This is a genomic window from Companilactobacillus ginsenosidimutans (genome assembly GCF_001050475.1).
Taxonomy (GTDB): domain Bacteria; phylum Bacillota; class Bacilli; order Lactobacillales; family Lactobacillaceae; genus Companilactobacillus; species Companilactobacillus ginsenosidimutans.
Genome location: NZ_CP012034.1, coordinates 988,627 through 1,013,584 on the forward strand (window position 1 = coordinate 988,627; position 24,958 = coordinate 1,013,584).

At 37.6% G+C, this 24,958-nt stretch carries 40 protein-coding genes; 1 reads left to right on the forward strand and 39 read right to left on the reverse strand.

What is annotated here, in order from left to right; all coding sequences use genetic code 11:
* Positions 1–17: 17 nt before the first annotated feature.
* From ABM34_RS05265 to rpsJ, 38 genes are all read right to left on the reverse strand, one after another.
* Positions 18–1,070 (reverse strand): phosphate/phosphite/phosphonate ABC transporter substrate-binding protein, encoded by a 1,053-nt coding sequence (locus ABM34_RS05265; RefSeq protein ID WP_417924663.1) that lies wholly within the window; start codon positions 1,068–1,070, stop codon positions 18–20.
* 361 nt (positions 1,071–1,431) lie between these two features.
* Positions 1,432–1,995 (reverse strand): SOS response-associated peptidase family protein, encoded by a 564-nt coding sequence (locus ABM34_RS05270; RefSeq protein ID WP_048704028.1) that lies wholly within the window; start codon positions 1,993–1,995, stop codon positions 1,432–1,434.
* Between the two features lie 66 nt (positions 1,996–2,061).
* Entirely contained in the window at positions 2,062–2,889 is an 828-nt protein-coding gene (locus ABM34_RS05275) for a metallophosphoesterase (protein ID WP_048704029.1), read from the reverse strand.
* Positions 2,890–3,095: 206 nt separating this feature from the next.
* Complete coding sequence (gene rpsI, locus ABM34_RS05280) at positions 3,096–3,488, reverse strand: 30S ribosomal protein S9 (protein WP_048704032.1); 393 nt, start codon at positions 3,486–3,488, stop codon at positions 3,096–3,098.
* A 13-nt stretch (positions 3,489–3,501) separates the two neighbouring features.
* A complete protein-coding gene (gene rplM / locus ABM34_RS05285; protein ID WP_048704034.1) occupies positions 3,502–3,945 on the reverse strand; it encodes a 50S ribosomal protein L13 in 444 nt (147 codons plus the stop codon).
* A gap of 127 nt (positions 3,946–4,072) precedes the next feature.
* The gene (gene truA, locus ABM34_RS05290; RefSeq protein WP_048704035.1) at positions 4,073–4,816 is read right to left on the reverse strand and encodes a tRNA pseudouridine(38-40) synthase TruA; all 744 of its coding nucleotides are present in this window, start codon (positions 4,814–4,816) and stop codon (positions 4,073–4,075) included.
* Positions 4,813–5,613, reverse strand: coding sequence for an energy-coupling factor transporter transmembrane component T family protein (locus tag ABM34_RS05295; RefSeq protein ID WP_048704037.1), 801 nt, complete (start codon positions 5,611–5,613; stop codon positions 4,813–4,815). Before ABM34_RS05295 ends, truA begins: the two co-directional genes overlap by 4 nt.
* Complete coding sequence (locus ABM34_RS05300) at positions 5,614–6,468, reverse strand: energy-coupling factor transporter ATPase (protein WP_048704039.1); 855 nt, start codon at positions 6,466–6,468, stop codon at positions 5,614–5,616.
* Positions 6,444–7,274, reverse strand: coding sequence for an energy-coupling factor transporter ATPase (locus ABM34_RS05305; protein ID WP_048706381.1), 831 nt, complete (start codon positions 7,272–7,274; stop codon positions 6,444–6,446). Before ABM34_RS05305 ends, ABM34_RS05300 begins: the two co-directional genes overlap by 25 nt.
* A gap of 157 nt (positions 7,275–7,431) precedes the next feature.
* Positions 7,432–7,812 carry a 50S ribosomal protein L17 gene (gene rplQ / locus ABM34_RS05310; protein WP_048704040.1) on the reverse strand — a complete coding sequence of 127 codons (381 nt, stop codon included), beginning with the start codon at positions 7,810–7,812 and terminating at the stop codon, positions 7,432–7,434.
* Positions 7,813–7,842: 30 nt separating this feature from the next.
* Entirely contained in the window at positions 7,843–8,784 is a 942-nt protein-coding gene (locus tag ABM34_RS05315; protein WP_048704042.1) for a DNA-directed RNA polymerase subunit alpha, read from the reverse strand.
* Between the two features lie 62 nt (positions 8,785–8,846).
* Positions 8,847–9,233, reverse strand: coding sequence for a 30S ribosomal protein S11 (gene rpsK / locus ABM34_RS05320; RefSeq protein WP_010018549.1), 387 nt, complete (start codon positions 9,231–9,233; stop codon positions 8,847–8,849).
* A gap of 16 nt (positions 9,234–9,249) precedes the next feature.
* Positions 9,250–9,615 carry a 30S ribosomal protein S13 gene (gene rpsM / locus ABM34_RS05325; RefSeq protein WP_048704044.1) on the reverse strand — a complete coding sequence of 122 codons (366 nt, stop codon included), beginning with the start codon at positions 9,613–9,615 and terminating at the stop codon, positions 9,250–9,252.
* A 22-nt stretch (positions 9,616–9,637) separates the two neighbouring features.
* Positions 9,638–9,754, reverse strand: a complete 117-nt coding sequence (gene rpmJ / locus ABM34_RS05330; protein ID WP_010624902.1) for a 50S ribosomal protein L36 — start codon at positions 9,752–9,754, stop codon at positions 9,638–9,640.
* Between the two features lie 35 nt (positions 9,755–9,789).
* Positions 9,790–10,008 carry a translation initiation factor IF-1 gene (gene infA / locus ABM34_RS05335; RefSeq protein ID WP_010624903.1) on the reverse strand — a complete coding sequence of 73 codons (219 nt, stop codon included), beginning with the start codon at positions 10,006–10,008 and terminating at the stop codon, positions 9,790–9,792.
* A 102-nt stretch (positions 10,009–10,110) separates the two neighbouring features.
* Entirely contained in the window at positions 10,111–10,764 is a 654-nt protein-coding gene (locus ABM34_RS05340; RefSeq protein ID WP_198141162.1) for an adenylate kinase, read from the reverse strand.
* A gap of 24 nt (positions 10,765–10,788) precedes the next feature.
* Positions 10,789–12,084: a preprotein translocase subunit SecY gene (gene secY, locus ABM34_RS05345; RefSeq protein WP_048704052.1), complete on the reverse strand. Its 1,296-nt coding sequence runs from the start codon at positions 12,082–12,084 to the stop codon at positions 10,789–10,791.
* Positions 12,084–12,524 (reverse strand): 50S ribosomal protein L15, encoded by a 441-nt coding sequence (gene rplO / locus ABM34_RS05350; protein ID WP_048704053.1) that lies wholly within the window; start codon positions 12,522–12,524, stop codon positions 12,084–12,086. Before rplO ends, secY begins: the two co-directional genes overlap by 1 nt.
* 30 nt (positions 12,525–12,554) lie before the next feature.
* Positions 12,555–12,740, reverse strand: coding sequence for a 50S ribosomal protein L30 (gene rpmD, locus ABM34_RS05355; RefSeq protein ID WP_010624907.1), 186 nt, complete (start codon positions 12,738–12,740; stop codon positions 12,555–12,557).
* A gap of 17 nt (positions 12,741–12,757) precedes the next feature.
* Entirely contained in the window at positions 12,758–13,258 is a 501-nt protein-coding gene (gene rpsE / locus ABM34_RS05360) for a 30S ribosomal protein S5 (protein WP_048704055.1), read from the reverse strand.
* Between the two features lie 18 nt (positions 13,259–13,276).
* Positions 13,277–13,642: a 50S ribosomal protein L18 gene (gene rplR / locus ABM34_RS05365; protein WP_064505402.1), complete on the reverse strand. Its 366-nt coding sequence runs from the start codon at positions 13,640–13,642 to the stop codon at positions 13,277–13,279.
* A gap of 16 nt (positions 13,643–13,658) precedes the next feature.
* Positions 13,659–14,189, reverse strand: coding sequence for a 50S ribosomal protein L6 (gene rplF / locus ABM34_RS05370; RefSeq protein WP_048704059.1), 531 nt, complete (start codon positions 14,187–14,189; stop codon positions 13,659–13,661).
* A 30-nt stretch (positions 14,190–14,219) separates the two neighbouring features.
* Complete coding sequence (gene rpsH, locus ABM34_RS05375) at positions 14,220–14,618, reverse strand: 30S ribosomal protein S8 (protein WP_048704061.1); 399 nt, start codon at positions 14,616–14,618, stop codon at positions 14,220–14,222.
* A gap of 30 nt (positions 14,619–14,648) precedes the next feature.
* On the reverse strand, positions 14,649–14,834 hold the full coding sequence (locus ABM34_RS05380) for a type Z 30S ribosomal protein S14 (protein WP_048704063.1): 186 nt from the start codon (positions 14,832–14,834) through the stop codon (positions 14,649–14,651).
* A gap of 15 nt (positions 14,835–14,849) precedes the next feature.
* Complete coding sequence (gene rplE, locus ABM34_RS05385) at positions 14,850–15,392, reverse strand: 50S ribosomal protein L5 (RefSeq protein ID WP_048704065.1); 543 nt, start codon at positions 15,390–15,392, stop codon at positions 14,850–14,852.
* 16 nt (positions 15,393–15,408) lie between these two features.
* Complete coding sequence (gene rplX, locus ABM34_RS05390) at positions 15,409–15,693, reverse strand: 50S ribosomal protein L24 (protein ID WP_048704067.1); 285 nt, start codon at positions 15,691–15,693, stop codon at positions 15,409–15,411.
* Positions 15,694–15,725: 32 nt separating this feature from the next.
* The gene (rplN, locus tag ABM34_RS05395) at positions 15,726–16,094 is read right to left on the reverse strand and encodes a 50S ribosomal protein L14 (protein WP_048704069.1); all 369 of its coding nucleotides are present in this window, start codon (positions 16,092–16,094) and stop codon (positions 15,726–15,728) included.
* A 31-nt stretch (positions 16,095–16,125) separates the two neighbouring features.
* Positions 16,126–16,398 carry a 30S ribosomal protein S17 gene (gene rpsQ, locus ABM34_RS05400; RefSeq protein ID WP_048704071.1) on the reverse strand — a complete coding sequence of 91 codons (273 nt, stop codon included), beginning with the start codon at positions 16,396–16,398 and terminating at the stop codon, positions 16,126–16,128.
* Between the two features lie 23 nt (positions 16,399–16,421).
* Complete coding sequence (gene rpmC, locus ABM34_RS05405) at positions 16,422–16,616, reverse strand: 50S ribosomal protein L29 (RefSeq protein ID WP_048704073.1); 195 nt, start codon at positions 16,614–16,616, stop codon at positions 16,422–16,424.
* Entirely contained in the window at positions 16,606–17,037 is a 432-nt protein-coding gene (gene rplP / locus ABM34_RS05410) for a 50S ribosomal protein L16 (RefSeq protein WP_010624918.1), read from the reverse strand. The genes rpmC and rplP overlap by 11 nt, the downstream gene beginning before the upstream one ends.
* 3 nt (positions 17,038–17,040) lie before the next feature.
* Positions 17,041–17,712: a 30S ribosomal protein S3 gene (rpsC, locus tag ABM34_RS05415; protein WP_048704075.1), complete on the reverse strand. Its 672-nt coding sequence runs from the start codon at positions 17,710–17,712 to the stop codon at positions 17,041–17,043.
* Between the two features lie 17 nt (positions 17,713–17,729).
* Complete coding sequence (gene rplV / locus ABM34_RS05420) at positions 17,730–18,083, reverse strand: 50S ribosomal protein L22 (RefSeq protein ID WP_048704077.1); 354 nt, start codon at positions 18,081–18,083, stop codon at positions 17,730–17,732.
* A 19-nt stretch (positions 18,084–18,102) separates the two neighbouring features.
* Complete coding sequence (gene rpsS / locus ABM34_RS05425; RefSeq protein WP_048704078.1) at positions 18,103–18,381, reverse strand: 30S ribosomal protein S19; 279 nt, start codon at positions 18,379–18,381, stop codon at positions 18,103–18,105.
* 34 nt (positions 18,382–18,415) lie between these two features.
* Positions 18,416–19,249: a 50S ribosomal protein L2 gene (gene rplB / locus ABM34_RS05430; protein ID WP_048704079.1), complete on the reverse strand. Its 834-nt coding sequence runs from the start codon at positions 19,247–19,249 to the stop codon at positions 18,416–18,418.
* A 16-nt stretch (positions 19,250–19,265) separates the two neighbouring features.
* Positions 19,266–19,553 carry a 50S ribosomal protein L23 gene (gene rplW, locus ABM34_RS05435; RefSeq protein WP_048704081.1) on the reverse strand — a complete coding sequence of 96 codons (288 nt, stop codon included), beginning with the start codon at positions 19,551–19,553 and terminating at the stop codon, positions 19,266–19,268.
* A complete protein-coding gene (gene rplD / locus ABM34_RS05440; protein ID WP_048704082.1) occupies positions 19,553–20,176 on the reverse strand; it encodes a 50S ribosomal protein L4 in 624 nt (207 codons plus the stop codon). Before rplD ends, rplW begins: the two co-directional genes overlap by 1 nt.
* A 17-nt stretch (positions 20,177–20,193) precedes the next feature.
* The gene (gene rplC / locus ABM34_RS05445) at positions 20,194–20,829 is read right to left on the reverse strand and encodes a 50S ribosomal protein L3 (protein WP_048704085.1); all 636 of its coding nucleotides are present in this window, start codon (positions 20,827–20,829) and stop codon (positions 20,194–20,196) included.
* Between the two features lie 31 nt (positions 20,830–20,860).
* The gene (gene rpsJ, locus ABM34_RS05450; protein WP_048704087.1) at positions 20,861–21,169 is read right to left on the reverse strand and encodes a 30S ribosomal protein S10; all 309 of its coding nucleotides are present in this window, start codon (positions 21,167–21,169) and stop codon (positions 20,861–20,863) included.
* A gap of 464 nt (positions 21,170–21,633) precedes the next feature.
* On the opposite strand from rpsJ, the gene ABM34_RS05455 reads away from it, so the two are divergent.
* Positions 21,634–22,803: a CPBP family intramembrane glutamic endopeptidase gene (locus ABM34_RS05455; protein ID WP_048704088.1), complete on the forward strand. Its 1,170-nt coding sequence runs from the start codon at positions 21,634–21,636 to the stop codon at positions 22,801–22,803.
* Positions 22,804–22,855: 52 nt separating this feature from the next.
* Here the strand turns inward: ABM34_RS05455 and fusA are convergent, their stop codons facing one another.
* Positions 22,856–24,952, reverse strand: coding sequence for an elongation factor G (fusA, locus tag ABM34_RS05460; protein ID WP_048704090.1), 2,097 nt, complete (start codon positions 24,950–24,952; stop codon positions 22,856–22,858).
* Between the last annotated feature and the right edge of the window lie 6 nt (positions 24,953–24,958).

Below are 24,958 nucleotides of genomic sequence, written 5' to 3' on the forward strand. Positions count from 1 at the left end.
GTAATGCCTCCTATATACTATTTACCGATTAATTCGTGAGTTGGTTTGTACCAGTTGTCGTCAACTTTAAGAAGTTGTGACTTAGGACCCTTCTTGTGGAACAATGCTGCTTGTTTTGAACCATCTTTAGCAAATAACTTAGCATCGTTAGATACTTCTTCTGAAGTAAATAGATCTTGGATAGCTTTACGATCTTTTTCGCCAAGTGCTTTTGTATTAACTGCTAGAGGACCATTTTGAACTGGAAGAACTGAGATACTTACAACACTCTTACCATGGAAATCTGTGAATGGAGCAGCTGCATCGTCACGAACTGTGAACTTGGCACCGGCTTCACCATAGTCACCAGAAGTAACTTTCATGAATGGTGTTAAATCAATATCATCGAATGCTGCAACGTCTACGTCACCCTTCAACAAGTTAACTGCTGAACCTGGATGTGAGTTACCATAAAGAACTTTACTGAAGAACTTGCCACCCTCTGTGAATGAATCTTTGTTCTTCAACTTAAATGCTTTTTGAATTTCATATGTTGGAACTGCGAAACCTGAAGTTGAACTTGATGAAACGAATGAAATCTTCTTACCTTTGATACCTTCAATATTGAACTTACCATCTTTCTTGTAACTGTCAGCTTCCTTTTCAGGAACCATCAAGTATGAACGATATGAAGCACCCTTGAATGTACCATCTGGACCAGATTCTGTAAGTAATGGTTCAACAGCTTTGTTTAAGCCACGAGCCTTGATATATCCATCAGCACCCATAAATGCTAATTGAGCTTTACCTGAAGCGATTGCTTCGATAGCTACGTTATAATCTGTAGTTGTTTTAATTTCAACTTTCTTACCAGTAGCTTTTTCTAATTTAGCTTTTAATTCATTACGTGAAGCTAAGTAGTCTTTTGCTGATTCATTTGGGTAAAATACAATTGAAATCTTCTTTGAATCACTACCACCATTTGCTGAACTACTCTTTCCTGAGCATCCGGCTAATGTTCCACCTAATAAGGCCATCAACATTACCCCTAAACAAATCGTTAAAAACCGCCCTTTTTTCATAAAAACCATACCAACTTTCCTACAACATATTTTTTTAGAACATCTAATAGACTACCAAGTGAATGTATATACAATGTTTATTAAATGTAAAGATTTCTACACATTGTAAAGATTTGGCTTTATATTTTCTTTACATGGTCTTTACAAAGTTGATAATAGGCAGTTTAAAGGTGATAGAACACACAATGAAAGAAAATGAAAATTATATATTCTTGTATCATTTTAATGAAAATAGCAAATTAAATTCCATTAGAACGACAACAACAACGAAAACATGTATTTGTATATCTGAAAAAATTGATACTTGCCGGTTACTGTGTTGATACATATAAAAAAAGACGCATTCCACAATTTAGGAATGCGTCATTATTTAATTTTCTTGAGAATCAAGCATAGGCATATCCGCACTAAGCATTTTTTCAGCAAAATTGTCATCATAAATCCAACGATTAATCTGATCCTTAGCCAAAATAAGTGGCATACGATCATGTATCTTTATCATTGATTCATTTGGTTTAGTAGTAAATAAAATGCTCTGAGGAACCTCATTGAAGTAATTGAAGCATCCACCAATAAACAAAGTAGTAGGTTTATTGTCAAAATTAAATCTGAATTTTGTCTTATCCTCCGACCACTCAAAGAAACCTGTTGTGGGATAAACACACCTTCGTTTATTAAACGAATCGGCAAACATAGGCTTTTGTCTAACTGTTTCAGATCGAGCATTTATTAAATTCTGCCCAGGTTTAAATCCAGGGAATCCCCACTTCATACCTACAACCTTAACTTGTTTTTCACCAGCAACTATCAATGCTGTTTCATCTGTGGGAAAAATTTCACCAGTCTTTGGATGATATCCATTGCCTAATGCTAAATTGTAAATGCGATAAACCTCAGGATTTTGTTCTGGTTCAAACATGAATCGACCACACATTCGTTAATCCTCCACTTTATTAATACATATAATGTTAAATTTAATTACCATTATACTCGAGTGAATTTAATCCTGTTGTCTCTGCTGGTATAAGTTTTCTAAAATATCTTTGTTTCTCCAATCAGTACCAATAGCACTTAATTCACCATTATTATACAGAAGAAGTTCTCCATTCCCTATATATTCAACGTATGGATATTCCTCTATAGGTTTCAAACTAAAAGTGTCGATATCAACTAATTGATAATGAACTTCACGTTCATATTCAAAAATAATTTTGCTTTGTGGAGTGTGTGCCACAATTTGATTTGTGACATCGATTGACGGTAATTTGATTAAGTCGCTGAAGTCCGCCCAAATGACACTACCAGTCGGACCAAGGCCACCTCTTGAACCCTCTTGGCTAGCTATTTCACTGACCCAACGAATATCTTTTTCATCTAAAGTTAATTTCCTGTGATGCCATCTTTTGGGCTTACTTCCTCGAATATATCCGGCATGTGATACCAAGAAATCATCTAGTTGAAATGATATTTGAATACCCAACTCTATGAGCTTTTGAGAAATAACCTCAGATATATCCTGATTATTTGGCAACATATAGAAGTTTTCGTGCAATGAATAATTTTTTAATTCACCCGTTAGGTAAGGTGCATCATGATTTCCTAGCAACGGAATTACTTTGATATCAGCAGATTCCATCTTCTTTTTCCACCCAATCAAATAATTCAACTCGTCTAAATATAATTGTGGATTATGCTCACAATCATAATCATCTAAATAGTCTCCCATTAGAATAATCTGTTTTGCCCCGTGCTCATTCACAGCCTTTTCGACCATAGGTAACATAATTCTTGATTTTAAATGAATATCACCAACTAAGATAGTTTGCATTCTTCATCCTCCAAGATAAAAGTTTAAAACTGTATTGATGGTAAATTGATCTTCAAAACGAATGACATCAATTAGTATACTCAGAATTCATTAACTTTCCCCACGATATGGCAATCGAACTTTTTATAAAAATCATCAAAAAATCGATACAAAAAAACACCCGTCTAACGACGAGTGCTTCAAAAGTATAATATTTGAGATTTGTATTAACGTTTTGAGAATTGTGAAGCCTTACGAGCTTTCTTAAGACCTGGTTTCTTACGTTCCTTCATACGAGGGTCACGTGTTAAGAGTCCAGCACTCTTAAGTGCTGATCTAAAGTCAGGGTCGACATTTAGAAGTGCTCTTGCAATACCATGTCTGATTGCTCCAGCTTGTCCTGAAAAACCGCCACCATTAACGTTAGCAATAACGTCATAGTTTGCGCCTGTTTCAGTAATATCCAAAGGTTGTTTCATATCAGCAATCAAATTGTCAAAAGGAATATAGTCATTGACATCTCTCTTGTTAATAGTAATCTTACCGTTTCCTGGAACTAATCGAACACGCGCAACTGAGTCTTTGCGACGGCCTGTTCCAGCATAAAATACATCTGCCAAAATTTTTTCCTCCTTAGATTAGTTTGTTGATATCCAATGCTTCTGGATTTTGTGCTTGGTTCTTGTGTTCTGAACCTGCATAAACATGCAACTTCAAAATTTGTTGACGGCCAAGACTGTTATGTGGCAACATACCACGAATTGAATCTTCGATCAAACGTTCTGGTGTCTTGTCTCTCTTTTCACCAGCACTAATACTCTTCAACCCACCTGGGTGGTCTGAATGAGAATAATAGATCTTATTCTTAGCTTTCTTACCTGTTAATTTAACTTTTTCTGCATTGATGATAATAACATTATCACCTGTATCAACGTTAGGTGTGTAAGTTGGCTTGTTCTTACCTCTAAGAATAGCAGCAACAACTGATGAAATTCTACCAAGAACAACGTCAGTTGCATCAACTACATACCATTTACGTTCAACTTCACTTGCTTTTGCTAATGGTGTTGTACGCATTTGTTTTCCTCCAAATTTCTGTCTGTTTGACACTCAATAAGATTCCGGGGCTTATCGTGGGGCAAACAATACCAGGTACAATATTACTTGGTATTCCCACATATGTCAATATCATAACTTGTATTTATCAATAAAAAACTTCTTTTAAATATAGCCCACTAGCAGGTGCTGTTCCACGGGCTTCTTGACGATCTTTTACTTCAAATAACCGTTGAAAATCATGTACTGGACGTCGACCGTTACCTATTTCTAATAACGTGGCAACTAATATTCTCACCATATTGTATAAAAACCCGTTACCTGTAAACTCGAATACTAATTCATTACTATCTTCTAAATACTTAACATTTGCATCATAGATGGTACGAACCTTATTCTCAATAACCCCACCAGATGCAGCAAAACTTGTGAAATCATGTTCTCCAATGAGGTCAACGATTGCATCCTCTATCTTATGAACATCGAGTGAGTACGGATAATGTCCTGTATAAAATCGCTTAAACGGATCAGTGTAATGACCACAGTCTACTCTATAAGAGTACGTTTTCTTTTTAACACCAAATCTGGCATGAAAGTCATCCGCGACTATTTCTGATTTTTTTGTTATTACATCCAGTGGCAATAAAGAGTTCACAGCTTTTAGCATGCTATCGGCAGGAATATTACCTGGATACTGAAACGAAACAACTTGTCCAAAAGCATGCACACCCGCATCAGTTCTACCTGAACCAAGTACCTCGACATGTTTACCTTTAGTCATCTTGGATAAAACTTTTTCTAAAATGCCTTGAACTGTTCTCTGATCTGGCTGTCTTTGAAAGCCATGAAAGTTTGAACCATCATAGGCAATAGTCAATTTATAGTTTGTCATTTGTAGCTCCGTAGCAATAATAAAATTATTGTGATGACGACCATGAATAATATGGTCAAATTATCGCGTCTGGACCACTTTAGTACACGGTACTTACTTCTGCCCTCGCCGTCTTTATAACCACGTGACTCCATGGCTATGGCCAAATCATAGGCAATTGAAAAACTACTTACGAAAAGTGGAATCAAAATAGGTACGAACGACTTGATTCGTTTGATTAGTCCACCTTCGCCGAAGTCGACACCACGTGCACGCTGTGCATCCATTATTTTGGTCGTCTCATCTATTAACAACGGCACGAATCTTAATGCAATCGACAACATTAAAGCTACCTGTGTTACTGGGAACTTTACAACCTTCAAAGGCTTGAGAATGCTCTCGATTGAATCGGATATTTCGATAGGTGTGGTTGTTAATGTTAACAAGGTGGAGATAAAAATGATTAAGACGAAACGCATAAAGATGTATGCAGCAATTACCAAACCTTCTTTTGACAACGTTAAGAATGCCCAATGCCAAATTGGATGACTGCTGGGCGTGAAGAACGCCTGTAACGCGACTGTAAATAGAATCAGCCAAAACATTGGCCGTAGTCCTTTGATGAAGAACGACAAATTAACTTTTGAAACATAAACTGCGAACAGTACAAATACTAGCAAGAAGGCATACGAAGCCACATTGTTAGCAAGAAAGACTATTCCTATGAAGTAAAATGTAATTAAGAATTTTAACCGAGGATCAAGCCGATAAATCAATGATTCCCCAGGTAAATACCGTCCTATTATTAATTTGTCCATTTAATCACCATTAATTTGGTTTTTTATTTCAGCAGTCAATTCACTGATAGTAATTGGTAGCTTATCAAATCGGAAATTTTTGTCTTGTAGTTTCCGAGCAAACATCGCGCTTTGTGGTAAACTGATATATTTTTTCTCAAGCAATTCTTTATTATTAAAAATTTCGGTTGGTGTTCCGGAAGCAACTATGCTTGCATCATGCATAACTATCATTTTCTCTGCATAGTTTGCCACGTCATCCATGTTGTGTGTAATCAGGAGAATTGTCTTACCTTGTGCCTGTTGTTGCTTAAACAGGTCCATAATCTCTTTTCGACCAACGGGATCTAACCCGGCTGTGGGTTCATCCAAAATTATAGTCTCAGGATTACTAGCAAGGACACCCGCAATTGCAACACGTCTCATTTGCCCACCTGACAGATCAAATGGTGACTGTTGAAGGTAATCTTTTCCAAGACCAACAACATCAATCATTTTATTTGCAGCTATCTTAGCATCTTCTTCAGAGACACCAAAATTTTTCGGTCCAAACATAATATCTTTTTCAACTGTATCTTCAAATAACTGACTTTCCGGGAATTGAAAAACCATTCCAACATTTTTCCGAAGTGGTTTCAGATTCTTGTTATCAGTTTCCGGCGTAATTTCTCTATCACCAACGATTAATGACCCACTGGTTGGTTTGAGTAAAGCGTTAATGTGACGCACCAATGTTGATTTTCCACTACCTGTTTTTCCAACAATAGCGGTAAACGCTCCATCTTCAATGGTACAAGAAACATCGGATAATCCCAGTCCAGACATTGGATTACTAGATTCATATGAATGAGTTACATGTTTGAATTCAATTTGCATAATTCGTCTATTAATCCTTTCTCACTCAGATATCCGTTAAAGGAAGTAACGTCTTTAAGACCAGCAGCAACTAAATTAGTGAAAGGCTCTTCTAATCCATACTCTGTCAATTGTGGGCCCAAATTGTAAAGATCAGCAGGAGTAGTATCCTTTACGACCTTCCCTGAGTTCAATACTATAATTCTATCAGAAAGTTGTGTCTCTTCAATATCATGTGTTATGGAAATTACAGTTAATTTTTGTTGAGAACGTAATTCCTTAATCAAATTGATAACTGTCTTTCGTCCATCGGGATCTAGCATGCTTGTCGACTCATCCATGATGATAATTTGTGGTTTAATTGCTAACACTCCGGCAATTGCCACACGCTGTTTTTGCCCACCGGATAATGACTGTGGATCCCTTTTCTTATAGTCTTGCATATCAACCATTTTTAAAGCATCATCAACAGCAACAACCATCTTATCACGAGGCATACCCTGATTTTCAAGTCCAAACGCAACATCATCTTCCACAGTAGCACCAACAAATTGATGATCCGGGTTCTGAAAAACAATTCCAATTTTTCTTCTCGCATCCCAGATAGTATCCTCATTCATAACTTGTCCGTCAACTTCAATGGTTCCCGACTCACATTCTTCCAATCCATCAATCAATCGAGTCAATGTAGTCTTTCCACTACCATTTTTACCAACGATAGAAATCCATTCATTTTCCTGAAGGTCCAAACTAACACCATTAACAGCGTATTTTGAAGCACCAGGATATTTATAAAAAACATCTTTAATAGAAATTATATTAGTCATTAGTTCACCTTTGGGTAAAAAAAAATCATTCGACAAATTAGTGTCTCCGTTGTCGGAGATCTCAGAGATAGACTTAGTTACGGTGGTAACCATCATCTTAACACTCACTAATTCATCAGAATGACTGATTTTTTATTAATGAAACTTCATATTATTATTAAACTAGTTCAATAATAACCATAGGTGCAGCATCACCACGGCGAGGTGCAGTCTTCAAGATACGTGTGTATCCTCCGTTACGTTCTTTGTAACGTGGGGCAATATCACTGAATAACTTTTGAAGAGCTGATTGTACTACAACTGCGTCATCATCTTCTGTAATGTTAGCTACTTCGTCTCTAACAAATGAAGCTGCTTGGCGACGAGCATGCAAATCTCCACGTTTACCTAAAGTTATCATCTTTTCAGTTGTACGGCTGATTTCTTTAGCACGAGTTTGTGTAGTAACAATACGTTCATTAATGATTAAATCAGTAGTTAAATCGCGCAACATTGCTTTTCTTTGAGAACTTGTACGTCCTAATTTACGGTAGCCCATGTGTTTACCTCCTGTTTGAATTTGATATTTTTAATCTTCTTGCTTTAATGATAATCCGAGATCAGAAAGCTTTTCTTTAACCTCAACTAATGACTTACGTCCTAAATTACGAACACGCATCATATCAGCTTCAGTTTTTTCAGTAAGCTCTTGCACAGTATTAATACCGGCACGCTTCAAACAATTATATGAACGAACTGATAAATCGAGTTCTTCAATAGTCATTTCAAGTTTCTTTTCTTTTTGTGTTTCTTCTTTTTCAATCATCATGTCGGCACTTTTAGCTTCTTCGGTAAGATTTACAAAACTAGTTAAGTGTTCTGTAAGAATCTTAGCAGACAAACTAATAGCTTCTCTAGGGCCAATGGAACCATTAGTCCAGATATCGATTGTCAATTTATCGAAGTCGTTTCTTTTACCCACACGAGTATTTTCAACTTGGTAGTTAACTTTTTCAACTGGTGTGAAAATTGAGTCAACTGGTAAAACACCAATAGGTGTTTCGTCGGTCTTATTTTGTTCTGCAGGAGTATATCCACGACCATTTTTAATTGTCATTTGCATATGGAAATGTCCGCCCTCAGCAACAGTACAAATGTATTGTTCAGGATCAAGAATTTCCAGATCATCATCTGCTTTGACGTCTTTAGCTGTGACAGTTGCAGGACCAGTAATATCGATCTCAGCTTTTAAACTGCCTTCTTCAGCGTATGACTTCAATGATAGTTTCTTGATGTTAAGCACGATTTGTGTAACATCTTCGATGACACCATCGACAGCAGAAAATTCATGCAAGACACCATCTATTTGAATATCAGAAACCGCTGTACCAGGTAATGATGCAAGTAATACACGACGTAATGAATTACCTAATGTAGTACCGTATCCTCTTTCTAGCGGTTCAATAATATATTTACCATGATCATTACTTTCTTCAACAGGTGTAATGGTTGGCTTTTCAAATTCGATCATTCGGTTAGTTCCCCTTTCAAAACGAAATGTGTGTAGCTTAGTTCATATGGGTATGAAACCATCTATACACGACGACGCTTTGGAGGACGTGAGCCATTATGTGGAACTGGTGTGACGTCGCGAATTGCAGTAATTTCCAAACCTGTGGCTTGTAATGAACGAATTGCGGCTTCACGACCTGAACCAGGTCCTTTAACAGCTACTTCTACTGTTTTCATACCATGTTCCATTGATTCTTTGGCAGCTGCTTCACCAGCCATTTGTGCAGCAAATGGTGTTGACTTACGGCTTCCCTTAAATCCAAGTGCACCAGCTGATGACCATGAAACGGCATTACCGTTAACATCAGTAATCATAACTAGTGTGTTATTGAAAGTTGAGTGGATATGTGCAACACCAGCTTCAATATGCTTCTTTGTACGACGTTTGCGACCTTTGTTTTGAGCCATGAATTAACCTCCTATCCTACTTTTTCTTACCGGCAATAGAAACTTTCTTGCCTTTACGAGTTCTAGCGTTGTTCTTTGTGTTTTGTCCACGAACGGGCAATCCACGACGATGTCTCATACCACGGTATGAACCAATTTCTTGAAGTCTCTTGATGTTCATACTTGTTTCACGACGCAAGTCACCTTCAACAGGAATCTTGTCAATTTCTGCACGAATCTTATCTTCTTGATCAGGAGTTAAGTCTCTTGCACGAACGTCTTCAGAAACATCAGCATTTTTAAGCACTTTTTGTGCAGTAGTATTGCCAATACCGAAAATATAAGTTAAGGCAATTACGATTCTCTTATCACGAGGTAAATCTACACCTGCTATACGAGCCATTAATTAGCACCTCCTATTTTTATTATCCTTGTCTTTGTTTGTGTTTTGGATCTGCAGAGCAAATAATCATAACGCGACCGCGTCTCTTAATTACTTTACAGTGTTCACACATAGGTTTAACGGATGGTCTTACTTTCATATTGTGGAACCTCCATTCCATTAAAATACATTTTTTTATCTATATCTATATGTAATTCTTCCCTTGGTTAAATCATAAGGTGACAATTCTACAGTGACCTTATCGCCGGGTAAAATTCTAATATAGTGCATACGGATTTTACCTGACACATGGGCTAGAACTGTAGCACCATTTTCAAGTTTCACCTTAAACATCGCATTAGGCAATGTTTCTGAAATTGTACCTTCTACTTCAATGACATCATCTTTTGCCAAAGATATTAACCTCCAATGATTAGCGGGATAAATTCATTTGCATACAGCGCCAAATTATACAATAAATTTGAGCTGTTGTAAACAAACCAAAGTTAAAAAGTTTTACAAACTTTGCAAAACCTTTTTAACTTCTTTATATACATCGTCAATTTCTTGTTCACCATTGATCTTATGTAACAAGTTCAACTTGTCGTAAAAATCGATAAGTGGAGTATTCATTTCGATGTTAACTTTTAATCTGTTCTTAACTGTCTCAGGTTTGTCATCTTCACGTTGGTAAAATTCATGACCACCGCAAACATCACAAGTACCCTCAACCTTTGTTGGATTGTAAACTTTGTGATAAGTTGCTCCACAATTCTTGCAGATATATCTACCAGATAAACGTTCAACAAGAACCTCTGGTTTAACATCTATATATATTACACCACCGATTGGCTTATTTACATTTTTTGCAATTGTCTGTAAAGCGTTAGCCTGATCGATAGTTCTTGGAAATCCATCTAACATATATCCGCTATTTTGAACATCATCTTTGCCTAAACGTTCTTCAACAATAGATTCTGTTACTTCATCGGGAACTAACTCACCTTTGTCAATATATGACTTGGCATCCAAACCAACTTTAGTCTTATCGGCCATAGCTTGTCTGAACATATCACCAGTCGAAATATGAACAATTTCAAAATCTTCAACAATCTTTTCTGCTTGTGTACCTTTACCAGCACCAGGCAATCCCATCAATATAATGTTCATTCTTAACATCTCCCAACAATTTACTTATCTGATAAACCCAACGTATTCACGTTTCATCAATAGACCTCTAAGTTGACGATCCATCTCAACTGTAACACCAACGATGATAAGTAAACTTGTACCACCTAAACCAATTGATTGAGGTAGGTTGAACAAGTTAGCTGCAAGCAATGGTAGCAATGAAACTAAACCTAAGAAGATTGAACCTACTGTAGATAATCTAAGTAAGACACCATTCATAAATTTAATTGTTTCATTTCCAGGCCAAATGCCAGGAATATATGCACCTTGTTTTTGCAAGTTTTCTGATAACTTTTCAGGATTAACTTGAACGAATGCATAGAAGAAAGTGAATAACACAATCAACAATGTATATAGAAGTGATCCTGTAGTTGTTTGCATACTGAATATTTCTGATAGTACTTGGTACCAGCTGTCTCCACTGTGATTTGCTTGGAACGCCATCAAAATAGTTTGTGGTGTAACAATAAATGAACTAGCGAAGATAACAGGAATAACACCAGCAACGTTAACCTTTAGTGGCAAGAAACTTTCGCTTCCGCTACCTGCGGCACGTCTTGTATATTGAATAGGGATTCTACGACTAGCTTGTTGTACATATGTAACAAACTGAACAACAACTAAAATTAGAATAACTAATCCAACGATAAAACCAATGTTCTTTGCTAGGTCTCCGGTGTTTGCGTTCTTAATATAATCACGGTAAATTTGTTCCATTCCATTAGGGAATCTCGCAACGATACCAGCGAAGATAATAACTGAAACACCATTACCCAACCCTTTATCAGTGATTTGCTCACCAATCCAAGTTAGCAACATAGTACCACCAGTTAGGATAACACCGATTGTAATGAACGCTTGAGCGTTTGGAGATTTAACTAATCCCAGACCACTAAGTGTATTGAAACCAGCAGTAATACCAATTGATTGTACGAAACCTAACACAATAGTTAAGTATCTAGTTACTTGGTTTAGTTTTCTACGACCAACTTCACCTTGTTTACTCCATTCAACAAACTTTGGAACGATGTCCATTTGTAACAATTGGACAACGATTTGAGCAGTGATGAATGGTGAAACACCCATTGAGAAGATGGAATAATTTGATAAACCACCACCAGTAACTGTATCCAACAATGGGACAAGACCAGTAGAACTGACCTTATCCATCGCAGCGGCATTAACACCGGGAACAGTTATCTGTGAACCCAAACGGTAAATCACAAGTAACATAAGGGTAAAGAAGATTTTTTGTCTAATTTCTTTAACCTTTAGAGCATCTCTGATAGTTCTAAACATTAGATCACCTCGACTGAGCCACCAGCAGCTTCGATAGCTTTGGTAGCGGCGTCAGAGCTTTTTGCAACTTTAACAGTTAATTTGGCGCTTACTTCACCATTGGCAAGTAACTTAACACCGTTAAATTCTTTCTTAACGATTCCAGCTTCTTTCAATGTTTGAAGATTTACTTCGGCACCATCACTGAACTTGTTCAAGTCTTTAAGGTTAACAACTGCATATTCTTTGCGGTTGATATTCTTAAATCCACGTTTTGGCATACGACGGAATAAAGGCATTTGTCCACCTTCAAAACCGATACGAGTCTTACCACCTGATCTTGCTAATTGACCTTTTTGTCCACGACCAGCAGTCTTACCAGTACCACTTGAAGTACCACGACCTAAACGTTTTCTGGAATGTCTTGAACCTTCAGTAGGCTTAAGTTCATGTAGTTCCATTCTTGCACCTCCTAATCTATGAATGAATTATTAATCTTTAACTTCTTCAACACTAACTAAATGAGCAATCTTTAATACAGCACCGCGGATTGCAGGATCATCCGGCTTAACAACAGAACTATTGACTCTTCCAAGTCCTAGTTCTTTAACAGTTTTACGTTGAGCAGGAAGGCGGTGAGCTGCACTTCTAATAAGAGTAATCTTAAGTTTAGCCATTATTACACACCTTTCTTCTAGTTAAGCAAGTTTTGAGCTGAAATTCCGCGCATGTCTGCAACACTTTCAGCAGTTTTGATTTGTTTTAGTCCTTCGATTGTAGCACGGATAACGTTGATTGGTGTATTTCTACCAAGTGATTTACTTGTAATATCACCAACACCGGCTAATTCCATAACGGCACGAACGGAACCACCAGCAGCGATACCAGAACCTTCAATAGCAGGTTTCAACATAATTTTACCGGCACCGAATCTACCAATTACTTCGTGAGGAATTGTTGATCCGACCATAGGAACATTAACTAAGTTCTTCTTAGCGTCTTCAACAGCTTTACGAATAGCTTCTGGAACTTCTTGAGCTTTACCAGTTCCGAAACCAACGTGGCCATTCTTGTCACCAACGATTACGATGGCTGCAAAACGTAGACGGCGTCCACCTTTAACAACTTTAGTAACACGGTTGATTGAAACAACGCGATCTTCTAACTCTAATTGAGATGGATCGATATATGTCATAAGTTTGGTTTCCTCCTTCTAGAATTTTAGCCCATTTTCACGAGCAGCTTCAGCTAAGCTTTGTACACGACCATGGTATAAGTAACCTGCACGATCGAATACTACATCACTGATTTTTGCATCTTTAGCTCTTGTGGCAATTAATGCACCAACAGCTTCAGCTTGTTCAACTTTTGAACCGTCTTTGACTTCTTTATCAAGAGTTGAGGCACTTGCTAGCGTTACACCCTTTACGTCATCAATTAATTGAGCGTAAATGTTTTTGTTCGAACGGAACACATTTAAGCGTGGGCACTCAGCAGTACCAGAGATCTTAGCACGTACACGTTTTTGACGCTTTTGACGTGCTTTGTTTTTATCTGGTTTTGTTATCACAATTTTCACCTCATAGAATTATTTACTACTTACCAGTTTTACCTTCTTTACGACGTACATATTCGTCAACATAACGAATACCTTTACCCTTATATGGTTCTGGAGGACGTACGTCACGAATCTCAGCAGCAAATTGTCCAACCTTTTGCTTACTAATACCTGAAATGTTAATTTCAGTATTTGAAGGAGATTCAATTTTAATACCTTCTGGTGCATCCATATCTACAGGATGTGAGTAACCAACTGAAAGAGTTAGCTTTGTACCCTTAACTTGGGCACGGTAACCAACACCTCTGAGTTCAAGTTTCTTTTCAAATCCTTCTGTAACACCAAGAACCATGTTGTTAAGGTTTGAACGCATTGTTCCGTGAAGAGCTTTATCATTTTCACTTTCACGTGTGAACTTAGCTTCGTTACCTTCAATAGTCAACTTGATAGCTGGATTAAAATGTCTTGTTATTTCACCCTTAGGGCCTTTAACAGTAATGTTTTCATCTTTTTCTGTAATTGTTACACCTTCTGGTATATCAATCACTTTATAACCGATACGACTCAAATTTGTGCACCTCCTTGTCCTTAAAAATTATTACCAAATATAAGCGATTACTTCTCCACCAACGTGTTGTGCACGGGCTTCTTTATCAGTAATTACACCTTTTGAAGTTGAGATAATAGCAATACCAAGTCCGTTAAGAACCTTTGGTACATTATCAGCATCAACATAACTACGTAGACCAGGTCTTGAAATACGTTTCAAACCTGAGATAACGCGTTGTTGATCTTGTCCATATTTAAGGAAAATACGAAGTACGCCTTGCTTGTTGTCTTCGACAACTTCGTAATCCTTGATAAATCCTTCATTCTTTAAAATCTCTGTAATGCTCTTCTTAATGTTTGAAGCAGGCACTTCTAGAGATTCATGCTTTACCATATTAGCATTGCGAATACGTGTTAAGTAATCTGCAATAGGATCTGTCATGACCATTTAATTTACCTCCTTATTTATAGTTAATTTCTACCAACTAGCTTTTCTCATACCAGGAATTTGACCCTCATGAGCTAAATTGCGAAGGCAAATACGGCAAAGTTTAAATTTACGATATACAGAATGTGGACGGCCACAGCGTTCACAACGTGTGTATTCTTGTGATGAGAACTTGGCTGGTCTATGGTTACGTACTATTTGAGATTTCTTAGCCAATTTAATGACCCTCCTTTATTTTGTAAATGGCATTCCAATTTGTGATAGTAGTTCACGTGATTCTTCATCTGATTCAGCTGTTGTTACAAGAACAATATCCAAACCACGAATCTTGTTAACCTTATCATAATCAATTTCTGGGAAAACCAATTGTTCCTTAAGACCTAGTGTGTAGTTGCCACGGCCATCGAATGAACGAGTAGATACACCACGGAAATCACGAACACGAGGTAATGCGACATTGATTAACTTGTCAAGGAAGTCGTACATACGGTCACCACGAAGTGTAACCTTAGCACCGATTGACATACCTTCACGAAGTCTGAAGCCGGCAATAGATTTCTTTGCTTTTGTAATCAAAGGTTTTTGACCTGCAATCAAGCCTAATTCTTCAACAGCTTCATCAAGGTTCTTTGAGTTAGCAATAGCGTCACCAACACCCATGTTAAGAACGATTTTTTCGATCTTAGGTGTTTGCATGATTGATGTGTAATTGAATTTTTCCATCATTGATGGTGTGATTTCTTTTACATATCTTTCTTTTAATGCATTAACCATTTAGTTTTCTCCTTTCTTACTTATCTTCTTTTTTATCAGTTGATTTTGTTGATTTCTTGGCTGTAGTTGTTTTCTTAGTTGATCCCTTAACGACTTTAACGTTAGTTACATCGATAGGTCTTTCAACGTCGACGATTCCGCCTTGAGGTTGTGTGTTAGTTGGCTTTGAATGTTTTTTTACAACATGTACGCCTTTAACAATAACCTTGTTTGCGCTTGGCAAAGCTTTGATAACAGTACCTTGCTTGCCTTTATCGTCACCAGAAATAATTTCAACGTTGTCTCCAGTTTTTACAAACACTATTCAGCACCTCCTGAATTTAATTGATCTTTTTATAGCACTTCTGGTGCTAGTGATACGATCTTCATAAAATCGCTATCACGTAGTTCACGAGCAACGGGTCCGAAGATACGAGTTCCTCTAGGTGTTTTATCAGCATTAATAATAACTGCGGCATTTTCGTCGAATCTGATATATGAACCATCAGTACGATGTGCACCTGATACAGTTCTTACGATTACGGCTTTAACAACGTCACCCTTTTTAACAACGCCACCTGGTGTTGCTTGTTTGACAGTAGCGACAATAATATCACCGATATTAGCTGTTTTACGGTTTGAACCACCGAGAACTTTAATTGTTAGAATTTCACGAGCTCCAGAATTATCTGCAACTTTTAGACGGCTTTCTTGTTGAATCACTTATTAGTCCTCCTCTCATCAGTATTTAATACTAGATAATAACTGCTTTTTCGACGATTTCTAATAAACGGAAGCGCTTTGTCTTTGACAAAGGTCGAGTTTCCATAATACGAACAACATCGCCAACTTTAGCTTCGTTCTTTTCGTCTTGAACGTAGAACTTCTTTGAGTATCTTACACGTTTGCCATAAACTGGGTGTTTCTTGTAAGTTTCAACAACAACTGTAATTGTTTTTTCTGCTTTATCTGAAACGACACGGCCTTGGTATACTTTACGACTGTTACGAGTTTCTTTTTCGCTCAACGTGATATCTCCCTTCCTGTTTATTATTTTTCGTTATTTACTTGATTTTGAACAGTTCTTAATCTAGCAATATTCTTTCTGACAGCCTTTAAACGAGCTGTGTTTTCCAATTGACCAGTAGCTTGTTGGAAACGAAGGTTAAATAACTCTTCTTTATATTGCTTAACTTTATCTTGTAATTCAGTAGCAGTTAGCTCTTTGATTTCACTAGCCTTCATCAGCGCCACCTACTTTCTCTGCTTTAACAAACTTAGTTCTAACAGGAAGTTTGTTTGATGCAAGTCTTAGGGCTTCACGGGCAACTTCTTCAGGTACGCCACCGATTTCAAACATGACTTTTTCACGTTTTACTACGGCAACCCAACCAGCTGGAGCACCTTTACCAGAACCCATACGAACACCAACACCTTTAGCAGTGTATGATTTGTGAGGGAAGATTTTAATCCAAACCTTACCACCACGCTTCATGTAACGAGTCATAGCAACACGAGCTGCTTCGATTTGTCTATTAGTGATCCAACTTGAATCAAGTGCTTTCAAACCGTATTCACCAAAATCGACGTTCTTACCGCCTTTAGCTTCTCCGCGCATCTTTCCACGGAATTCACGACGGTGCTTTACACGCTTTGGTACTAACATGGATTATTCTCCTTTCCCTTCGTTTTTGTCTGAGTTATGTTGAGGTTTAGCAGGAAGAATTTCACCACGATAAATCCAAGTTTTAACACCTAAGTTACCGTATTGAGTCTTTGCTTCAACCCATGCATAATCAATATCTGCACGTAATGTGTGTAGAGGAACAGTTCCCTCTGTATGCCATTCTCTACGAGCCATATCGGCACCGTTTAAACGACCAGAGATTTGAATCTTGATACCCTTTGCGCCTGCACGTCTAGAACGTTGAACAGCTTGACGTTGTGCACGTCTAAAAGCAATACGAGCTTCTAGTTGACGAGCGACGTTTTCACCGACAAGTTTTGCATCCAAGTCAGGTTTCTTGATTTCAATAATGTTAATGTGAATGTTTCTATTAACAAGTTTGTTTAATTCGTTACGTAATTTTTCAACTTCAGAACCACCCTTACCAATAACCATTCCTGGTTTAGCAGTGTGGATAGAAATTGTTACGTTCTTTGCTGTACGTTCAATTTCAATTCTTGAAACTGAAGCGTTTGAAAGTCTGTCTTCAATATACTTACGAATCTTAAGATCTTCATGTAAGAATTTTGAAAAATCTTTTTCTGCATACCATTTGGCATCCCAGTCACGGATAACACCTACACGGAATCCGACTGGATTAATCTTTTGACCCACTCAAGTTACCTCCAATACTAATCTTTTTCTGTTACAACTACTGTAATGTTACTTGTTCTTTTATTAATTGGTGATGCTGAACCTTTAGCTCTAGGACGGAAACGTTTTAGAGTTGGTCCTTCGTCAACGAAGGCTTCGCTAACGAATAAGTTTTGTGCATCTAAATCAAAGTTATGTTCTGCATTTGCAATTGCTGACTTAAGAGCTTTGGCAATAATAGGAGAGCCTGCTCTTGGTGTGAATTGCAAAATTGCAAGTGCCTCAGCGGCATTCTTGTTTCTGATTAAATCAATAACAAGGCGAGCCTTACGAGGTGCAATACGCACGTTCTTAACTTTGGCTGTTGCAGATGTAATTTCTTGTTCTGCCATCATTTAGTCTCCCTTCTTATTACTTAACAGTTTTCTTATCGTCAGTACCATGACCATGGAATGTACGTGTTGGTACGAATTCGCCCAACTTGTGTCCAACCATATCTTCTTGGATATAAACTGGAACGTGTTTACGTCCATCATGAACTGCAATAGTGTATCCTACGAAACTAGGAAAAATTGTTGAACGTCGTGACCATGTTTTGATCACTGACTTCTTGTCTGAATCGGCTTGTGCTTCGATCTTCTTTAGAAGATGTGCATCAGCGAATGGTCCCTTTTTTAAACTACGACTCATCTTATGTCCTCCTTATATTATTCTTGCGAAATAATTACTTACCTTTTCTGTGACGAACGATAAGCTTTTCAGATTTGGCATGTTTTGAACGAGTTTTCTTACCAAGAGTCTTCTTACCCCATGGTGACATAGGTGATGGATGACCGATAGGAGCTTTACCTTCACCACCACCGTGTGGGTGATCGTTAGGGTTCATAACTGAACCACGAACTGTAGGTCTAATACCTAACCAACGTTTACGTCCAGCTTTACCAATCTTAATTAATTCATGTTGTTCGTTACCAATAGCACCAACAGAAGCACGGCAAGTTGAAAGGATCATACGAACTTCACCAGAAGGCAAACGTACTAATGAGTACTTTCCATCTCTACCTAACAATTGAATTGAAGTACCAGCAGAACGGCCAAGTTGACCACCCTTACCAGGTTTTAATTCAACGTTATGAATAATTGTACCTACGGGAATGTTAGCTAATGGAAGAGCATTTCCGGGTTTAATATCTGCTTCAGTACCTGATTGAACTTTTTGTCCAACGACAAGACCTTTAGGAGCCAAGATATATGATTTAACACCATCTGAATAGTGTAGTAATGCAATGTTAGCTGTACGGTTAGGATCATATTCGATTGCCTTAACTGTAGCTTCTACATTATCTTTAGTACGTTTGAAATCGATGATACGGTAGTGTTGCTTGTGACCACCACCACGATGTCTAACTGTAATATGACCGTATGAGTTACGACCAGCAGTATGGCTTTGTGATTCTAACAAAGTCTTTTCAGGAGTAGTTTTAGTAATCTCCGCAAAGTCAGAACCTGTCATATTACGACGACCGTTTGTGGTTGGTTTATACTTGATAATCGCCATTATGTGTCCTCCTTATTTATTCTTCATCAAAAATCTTAATTTCATCTGAATCTTCTGTAAGAGTAACAATAGCTTTACGACGTTTTGCTGTAAAACCAACATAACGACCTTGGCGCTTCTTCTTACCTGAAACATTCATGATATTTACTTTTTTAACTTTTACACCAAAGATTTCTTCAATAGATTGTCTAACAAGAACTTTGTTAGCATCAAGAGCTACATCAAATGTGTATTTCTTGTCTGCCATCAAATCCATTGAACCTTCAGTAACGACTGGGCGAATAATTACGTCTCTTGCGCTCATTATCCAAGCACCTCCTCAATCTTAGAAAGTGCTGCTTGAGTAACTACTAATTTATTAGCGTTGATAACATCAAGTACGTTTACACCTTCTGGTGCAACTACTGTAACTTTATCAATGTTTCTAGCTGATAAAGCAGCATTGTCATTACCGTCTTCAAGAACAACAAGTGTCTTTCCATTAGCACCTACTGTTGAAAGTAATTGTGCGAATGATTTTGTGTTTGGCTTGTCGTATGAAATTGAGTCGATAACGATGATGTTACCATCAGCAGCTTTTTGTGAAAGTACAGACTTCAATGCCAAACGGCTAACTTTTCTAGGAAGATGGTATGCGTATGATCTAGGTGTGGGACCGAATACAGTACCACCGCCAACCCATTGTGGTGAACGGATTGATCCTTGACGAGCACGACCTGTTCCTTTTTGACGCCATGGTTTCTTACCACCACCACGTACTTCAGAGCGGTTCTTAACATCATGAGTACCTTGTCTTAAGCTGGCACGTTGCATGATAACTGCGTCTGTAACTACAGAATTATTTAGTTCAATACCAAAGATTGAATCGTTGATATCAACAGTACCGTTTTCAGCACCGCTGTTTTTGTAGGCTGTGATTTTTGTCATAACTCAGTTCCTCCTTCCTATTTTGTATTAGCTTTAACAGCTGTTTGGATTTTAACTAGTGAATTGTTTGCTCCAGGGACATTACCCTTGATCATGATTGCGTTGTTCTCTGCATCAACTTTAACAATTGCTAGGTTTTGTGTTGTCACACGATTGTTACCCATACGTCCGGGAAGCATCTTACCTTTAAATACACGGTTAATGATGGCACCCATTGAACCAGGGATACGGTGATATCTAGAACCATGTGTTTCTGGACCTCTAGCTTGACCGAATCTCTTAATGTTACCTTGCATACCATGTCCCTTTGTTGTACCTGTAACGTCGACAATATCACCTGAATTAAATGTGTCTACTGAAACTTCTCCACCTAATTCATAATCTCCCATTTCAACATCGCGGAATTCGCGAGTGTAGTGTTTAGGAGTTGTGTTTGCCTTTTCTGCATGACCTTTGGCAGGTTTGTTAGTTAGAACTTCACGACGATCTTCAAAGCCAAGTTGAATAGCTTCATAACCGTCAGATTCAACTGTTTTCACTTGTGTAACAACGTTTGGTGTTGCTTCAACAACTGTAACAGGAACTAATTCACCATTTTCAGTGAAAATTTGAGTCATCCCAATTTTCTTACCAAGGATTACTTTTCTGGCCATGTTTGCACCTCCAATAATTTATTTTTTGTAATTATAATTTGATTTCGATGTCTACACCTGATGGTAGATCTAACTTCATTAATGAATCAACTGTTTTAGGTGATGGATTAACGATGTCAATAAGTCTTTTATGTGTACGCATTTCGAATTGCTCTCTAGCGTCTTTATGCTTATGTGGTGAACTCAACACTGTATATAGTGAACGTTCTGTTGGTAAAGGAATTGGACCTGAAATTTCAGCACCAGTTCTCTTTGCTGTTTCCACAATTTTGTCAGCTGATTGATCTAGAATACGATGTTCGTAAGCTTTTAAACGAATGCGAATCTTTTGACTTGCCATGGGGTTACCTCCTTTTTGTCTCTTTCAAGATGACCGGCTCCGTGAAAATATCCAACAGCTCTGCCGTGGCAAAGCGGCCGGGCGTGTCGCAACCTCTCACTTCTATGCCGTCGATATTTATTAAATACCTATAGGCGCATACTTCTCTTGCGAAATAAGCACTTTTCTTATAATACACGATTTCCAAAGCATTATCAAGGGATTTTTGATGGTTAGCTCTCAAAAATCAGGTGCAATCTTTTGTGCAATTATTTTCAAAATTAATACAAAATAATTTTTTAATCGACACAGTTAAAAAATCGTTCATTGGGTATTATACAATCTTTTTCGATGATATCTAATTACAATTGTGTGACAAATTGATATACCTACTTTTAGGCTTTTTATTAAGTAAATCAAGTTTTTAACTACTCAACTGTCTTTATGCGATACTGAAATTAATTATTCAATCAGGAGAGGTCCACATGAAACGACAAACCCCATTATTCTATCGACTTTATTACACTCAACTAATATTCAATTCTATCGTAATAATTCTTTACGCAGTAGAACCGAAAAATACTGCCTATTACTTCTTAATCATCTTTAATATTCTCGGACTATTTATCGTTCCTCGTAATCACAATACGTTGTGGCAAAATTCTAACCGCGTCATCCAAATAATTACACAAGCATCCTTAATCCCACTTAGTTTTTCATTCATCATTAGAATGACAAATGGTGTATCAGACTGGAACAACCCGATAATGTTGTTTTTACTTATCGTCTATTCTTTTCTCATGTATATCCCTTATACATTCGTACTACTTACGCCGGTAAAATCGAAAGTCATGCAAATCATTGTAGCTATATTCTCATTTGTATACACGGCATCTTCAGCACTGGATTTGATCGTAGAATCAACAACTATTTCCGGCAATGATTTTATATCAACGATGATTGATTCCATTTTCATCGGAGCGATAATCTTTTCTATCATGATTTTTATTATGATGTACAAATGGGGCTATGGATTCCCAAAGTCTCAATTCAATAAAAATGCTAATTGCTGGGTAACACTAAGTATCAGTATATTTACACTTTGGTTTGCGATGTGGAATGCTTTTTCTGGAAACAGAAATATTATCCAATCATTCTTTCATTTCAATTTTAACAATATTCGTATTACACCTCTCAATATTTTTGGTGGTCTAGAAGCTGGTATCGCCGAGGAACTGGTATTTAGATTTGCGGTTCTTACGATTGTATTGAATATCTTTTATAATAGTAGAAACAAGTTTTATTTTGCCACCTTGATCAGCAGTTTGCTATTTGGATTACTACATGGAATGAACGCTCTTGCTGGTCAAAGCTTAGGTAACACCTTAATTCAAATGATATTCGCATTTTCATTTGGTTTGTATTTGGCTGGTATTTATGTTTATACAGATATGTTCTATCTAGTGGTAATATTTCATGCGCTGATTGATACTTTAGTCTTTTTAACGACATCAACTCAACTAATGTCCGGAAAAGTTTCGCCAGTGGATTTTCTATTCTCACTTGTGGAGTCCGCGGTATTCATTATCATCGGTTTGTATCTAATACATCAAACTTCAATCCGGCAAACTAAGATGAAATTCCATTTATACTAGTACACAAAAAAAAGATTCAAAGGACATTGTCCCTTGAATCTTTTTATTTGGCTTAATCTTCAGCTTTTCCGCCGTTCTTTTCAATAATTTCTTTTTGAATTGACTTAGGAACTTTCTCGTAATGATCAAATGTCATTGTGAAAGTACCACGACCTTGTGTTGCTGAACGAAGAGTTGTAGCATATCCGAACATTTCTGAAAGTGGAACAAACGAGTTAATCAATTGTGCATTACCACGTGCTTCCATACCTTCAACACGTCCACGACGAGCTGTAACTTGTCCCATAACATCACCTAAGTAATCTTCTGGTGTAACAATTTCAACCTTCATAATAGGTTCAAGAATTACAGCACCAGCATTCTTAGCAGCGTTACGTAAGGCAATTGAAGCAGCAATCTTGAAGGCTGCTTCAGATGAATCGACTTCGTGATATGAACCATCATATAACTTAGCCTTAACATCGATCAATGGGTATCCAGCAAGAACACCGTTTTCCATTGATTCTTTCAAACCTTGTTCAACTGAAGGAATGTATTCACGAGGAACAACACCACCGACGATGGCATCTTCGAATTCGAAGCCTTTTCCTTCTTCATTTGGTGTAAATTCAACCCAAACGTCACCATATTGACCTTTACCACCAGATTGACGAACGAATTTACCTTGAGCTTGTGTTGACTTAGTAAATGTTTCACGGTAAGCAACTTGTGGCTCACCAACTTTACATGCAACCTTGAACTCACGTTTCATACGGTCAACCATGATGTCCAAGTGAAGTTCTCCCATTCCGGCAATCAATGTTTCACCAGTTTCAGGGTTTGTTTCAGCTTGGAAAGTAGGATCTTCTTCTGAAAGTTTTTGGATAGCAATATCCATCTTATCTCTATCTTCCTTTGAATCAGGTTCGATAGAAACTTGGATAACTGGATCTGGAATATCCAATGATTCAAGAATTAATGGTTCGTCAGGATCTGTAAGTGAGTCACCTGTTGTAGTATTCTTCAATCCGATAACGGCAGCGATATCACCTGAGAACACTTCTGGGATTTCCTTACGGTGGTTAGAATGCATTTGTAGCAAACGACCAACACGTTCACGCTTGTCTTTTGTAGCGTTAAGAACGTATGAACCTGATTCTAGTGAACCTCTATATACACGAATGTATGTTAGACGTCCAACGAATGGGTCAGTAGCAATCTTGAAAGCAAGACCAGCAAATGGTTTGCTGTCATCAGCTTTCAATTCAACTTGGCTATCATCCTTAGGATTTGTAGCATTGTAAGGACGAACATCAAGAGGTGATGGAAGATAATCAACAACAGCATCCATCAACATTTGAACACCCTTGTTCTTGAAGGCAGAACCTGCAAGTACAGGGAAGAATTTCAAATTGATAGTAGCAGTTCTGATAGCCTTACGTAGTTCGTCGTTACTGATTTCAGCACCATCAAGGTATTTCTCCATGATGTCATCATCAACGTCAGCAACAGCTTCAACTAATTCAGAACGTTTCTTCTTTGCTTCTTCAACGTAGTCATCAGGAACATCAACTGTATCCCATTTTGTACCTAACTCATCTTCATCATAAAGATCAGCTTTCATTTCGATTAAATCAATAACACCTTCGAAGTTATCTTCAGCACCAATAGGCATTTGGATAGCATGAGCATTAGCATCTAATCTTTCGTGAAGTGTCTCTACAGAATAGTCAAAGTTAGCACCGATTTTATCCATCTTGTTAACAAAGACGATACGAGGAACACTATATGTTGAAGCTTGACGCCAAACATTTTCAGTTTGTGGTTCAACACCTGATTGAGCATCAAGAACAGTAATGGCACCATCTAGCACACGTAATGAACGTTCAACTTCGATAGTGAAGTCAACGTGTCCTGGGGTATCAATGATATTGATACGGTTACCTTTCCATTCAGCTGTTGTAGCAGCAGATGTAATAGTAATACCACGTTCTTGTTCTTGGGCCATCCAGTCCATTTGTGAAGCTCCATCATGAGTTTCACCAATCTTGTGGATTTTACCAGTATAGTACAAGATACGTTCTGTAGTTGTTGTCTTACCAGCATCAATATGAGCCATGATACCGATATTACGAGTTTCTTCTAGTGGAAATTCACGTTTATTAGCCATTAAAAA

Excerpts from the sequence above, each read along its gene's own strand:
- rpsK (WP_010018549.1), bottom strand. The coding sequence starts at position 9,233 with ATGGCTCAAAACAAAGGTCGCAAACGTCGTACAAAGAAGCATATTGAA.
- ABM34_RS05275 (WP_048704029.1), bottom strand. The coding sequence starts at position 2,889 with ATGCAAACTATCTTAGTTGGTGATATTCATTTAAAATCAAGAATTATG.
- rplP (WP_010624918.1), bottom strand. The coding sequence starts at position 17,037 with ATGTTAGTACCAAAGCGTGTAAAGCACCGTCGTGAATTCCGTGGAAAG.
- ABM34_RS05295 (WP_048704037.1), bottom strand. The coding sequence starts at position 5,613 with ATGGACAAATTAATAATAGGACGGTATTTACCTGGGGAATCATTGATT.
- ABM34_RS05270 (WP_048704028.1), bottom strand. The coding sequence starts at position 1,995 with ATGTGTGGTCGATTCATGTTTGAACCAGAACAAAATCCTGAGGTTTAT.
- rpsM (WP_048704044.1), bottom strand. The coding sequence starts at position 9,615 with ATGGCTCGTATAGCAGGTGTAGATTTACCTCGTGATAAGAGAATCGTA.
- ABM34_RS05305 (WP_048706381.1), bottom strand. The coding sequence starts at position 7,274 with ATGACTAATATAATTTCTATTAAAGATGTTTTTTATAAATATCCTGGT.
- rplW (WP_048704081.1), bottom strand. The coding sequence starts at position 19,553 with ATGAGCGCAAGAGACGTAATTATTCGCCCAGTCGTTACTGAAGGTTCA.
- rpmJ (WP_010624902.1), bottom strand. The coding sequence starts at position 9,754 with ATGAAAGTAAGACCATCCGTTAAACCTATGTGTGAACACTGTAAAGTA.
- rpsJ (WP_048704087.1), bottom strand. The coding sequence starts at position 21,169 with ATGGCAAGTCAAAAGATTCGCATTCGTTTAAAAGCTTACGAACATCGT.
- rplC (WP_048704085.1), bottom strand. The coding sequence starts at position 20,829 with ATGGCCAGAAAAGTAATCCTTGGTAAGAAAATTGGGATGACTCAAATT.
- rpmC (WP_048704073.1), bottom strand. The coding sequence starts at position 16,616 with ATGAAGGCTAGTGAAATCAAAGAGCTAACTGCTACTGAATTACAAGAT.
- rplV (WP_048704077.1), bottom strand. The coding sequence starts at position 18,083 with ATGGCAGAACAAGAAATTACATCTGCAACAGCCAAAGTTAAGAACGTG.
- secY (WP_048704052.1), bottom strand. The coding sequence starts at position 12,084 with ATGTTTAGAACTATCAGAGATGCTCTAAAGGTTAAAGAAATTAGACAA.
- ABM34_RS05340 (WP_198141162.1), bottom strand. The coding sequence starts at position 10,764 with ATGAACATTATATTGATGGGATTGCCTGGTGCTGGTAAAGGTACACAA.
- ABM34_RS05265 (WP_417924663.1), bottom strand. The coding sequence starts at position 1,070 with ATGGTTTTTATGAAAAAAGGGCGGTTTTTAACGATTTGTTTAGGGGTA.
- ABM34_RS05315 (WP_048704042.1), bottom strand. The coding sequence starts at position 8,784 with ATGATCGAATTTGAAAAGCCAACCATTACACCTGTTGAAGAAAGTAAT.
- rplM (WP_048704034.1), bottom strand. The coding sequence starts at position 3,945 with ATGCGTACAACACCATTAGCAAAAGCAAGTGAAGTTGAACGTAAATGG.
- ABM34_RS05300 (WP_048704039.1), bottom strand. The coding sequence starts at position 6,468 with ATGCAAATTGAATTCAAACATGTAACTCATTCATATGAATCTAGTAAT.
- fusA (WP_048704090.1), bottom strand. The coding sequence starts at position 24,952 with ATGGCTAATAAACGTGAATTTCCACTAGAAGAAACTCGTAATATCGGT.
- rplB (WP_048704079.1), bottom strand. The coding sequence starts at position 19,249 with ATGGCGATTATCAAGTATAAACCAACCACAAACGGTCGTCGTAATATG.
- ABM34_RS05455 (WP_048704088.1), top strand. The coding sequence starts at position 21,634 with ATGAAACGACAAACCCCATTATTCTATCGACTTTATTACACTCAACTA.
- rpsE (WP_048704055.1), bottom strand. The coding sequence starts at position 13,258 with ATGACATATATCGATCCATCTCAATTAGAGTTAGAAGATCGCGTTGTT.
- rpsS (WP_048704078.1), bottom strand. The coding sequence starts at position 18,381 with ATGAGTCGTAGTTTAAAAAAGGGACCATTCGCTGATGCACATCTTCTA.
- rpmD (WP_010624907.1), bottom strand. The coding sequence starts at position 12,740 with ATGGCTAAACTTAAGATTACTCTTATTAGAAGTGCAGCTCACCGCCTT.
- rpsH (WP_048704061.1), bottom strand. The coding sequence starts at position 14,618 with ATGGTCATGACAGATCCTATTGCAGATTACTTAACACGTATTCGCAAT.
- rplD (WP_048704082.1), bottom strand. The coding sequence starts at position 20,176 with ATGACAAAAATCACAGCCTACAAAAACAGCGGTGCTGAAAACGGTACT.
- rplQ (WP_048704040.1), bottom strand. The coding sequence starts at position 7,812 with ATGGGCTACCGTAAATTAGGACGTACAAGTTCTCAAAGAAAAGCAATG.
- truA (WP_048704035.1), bottom strand. The coding sequence starts at position 4,816 with ATGACAAACTATAAATTGACTATTGCCTATGATGGTTCAAACTTTCAT.
- rplE (WP_048704065.1), bottom strand. The coding sequence starts at position 15,392 with ATGGTTAATGCATTAAAAGAAAGATATGTAAAAGAAATCACACCATCA.
- rplO (WP_048704053.1), bottom strand. The coding sequence starts at position 12,524 with ATGGAACTACATGAACTTAAGCCTACTGAAGGTTCAAGACATTCCAGA.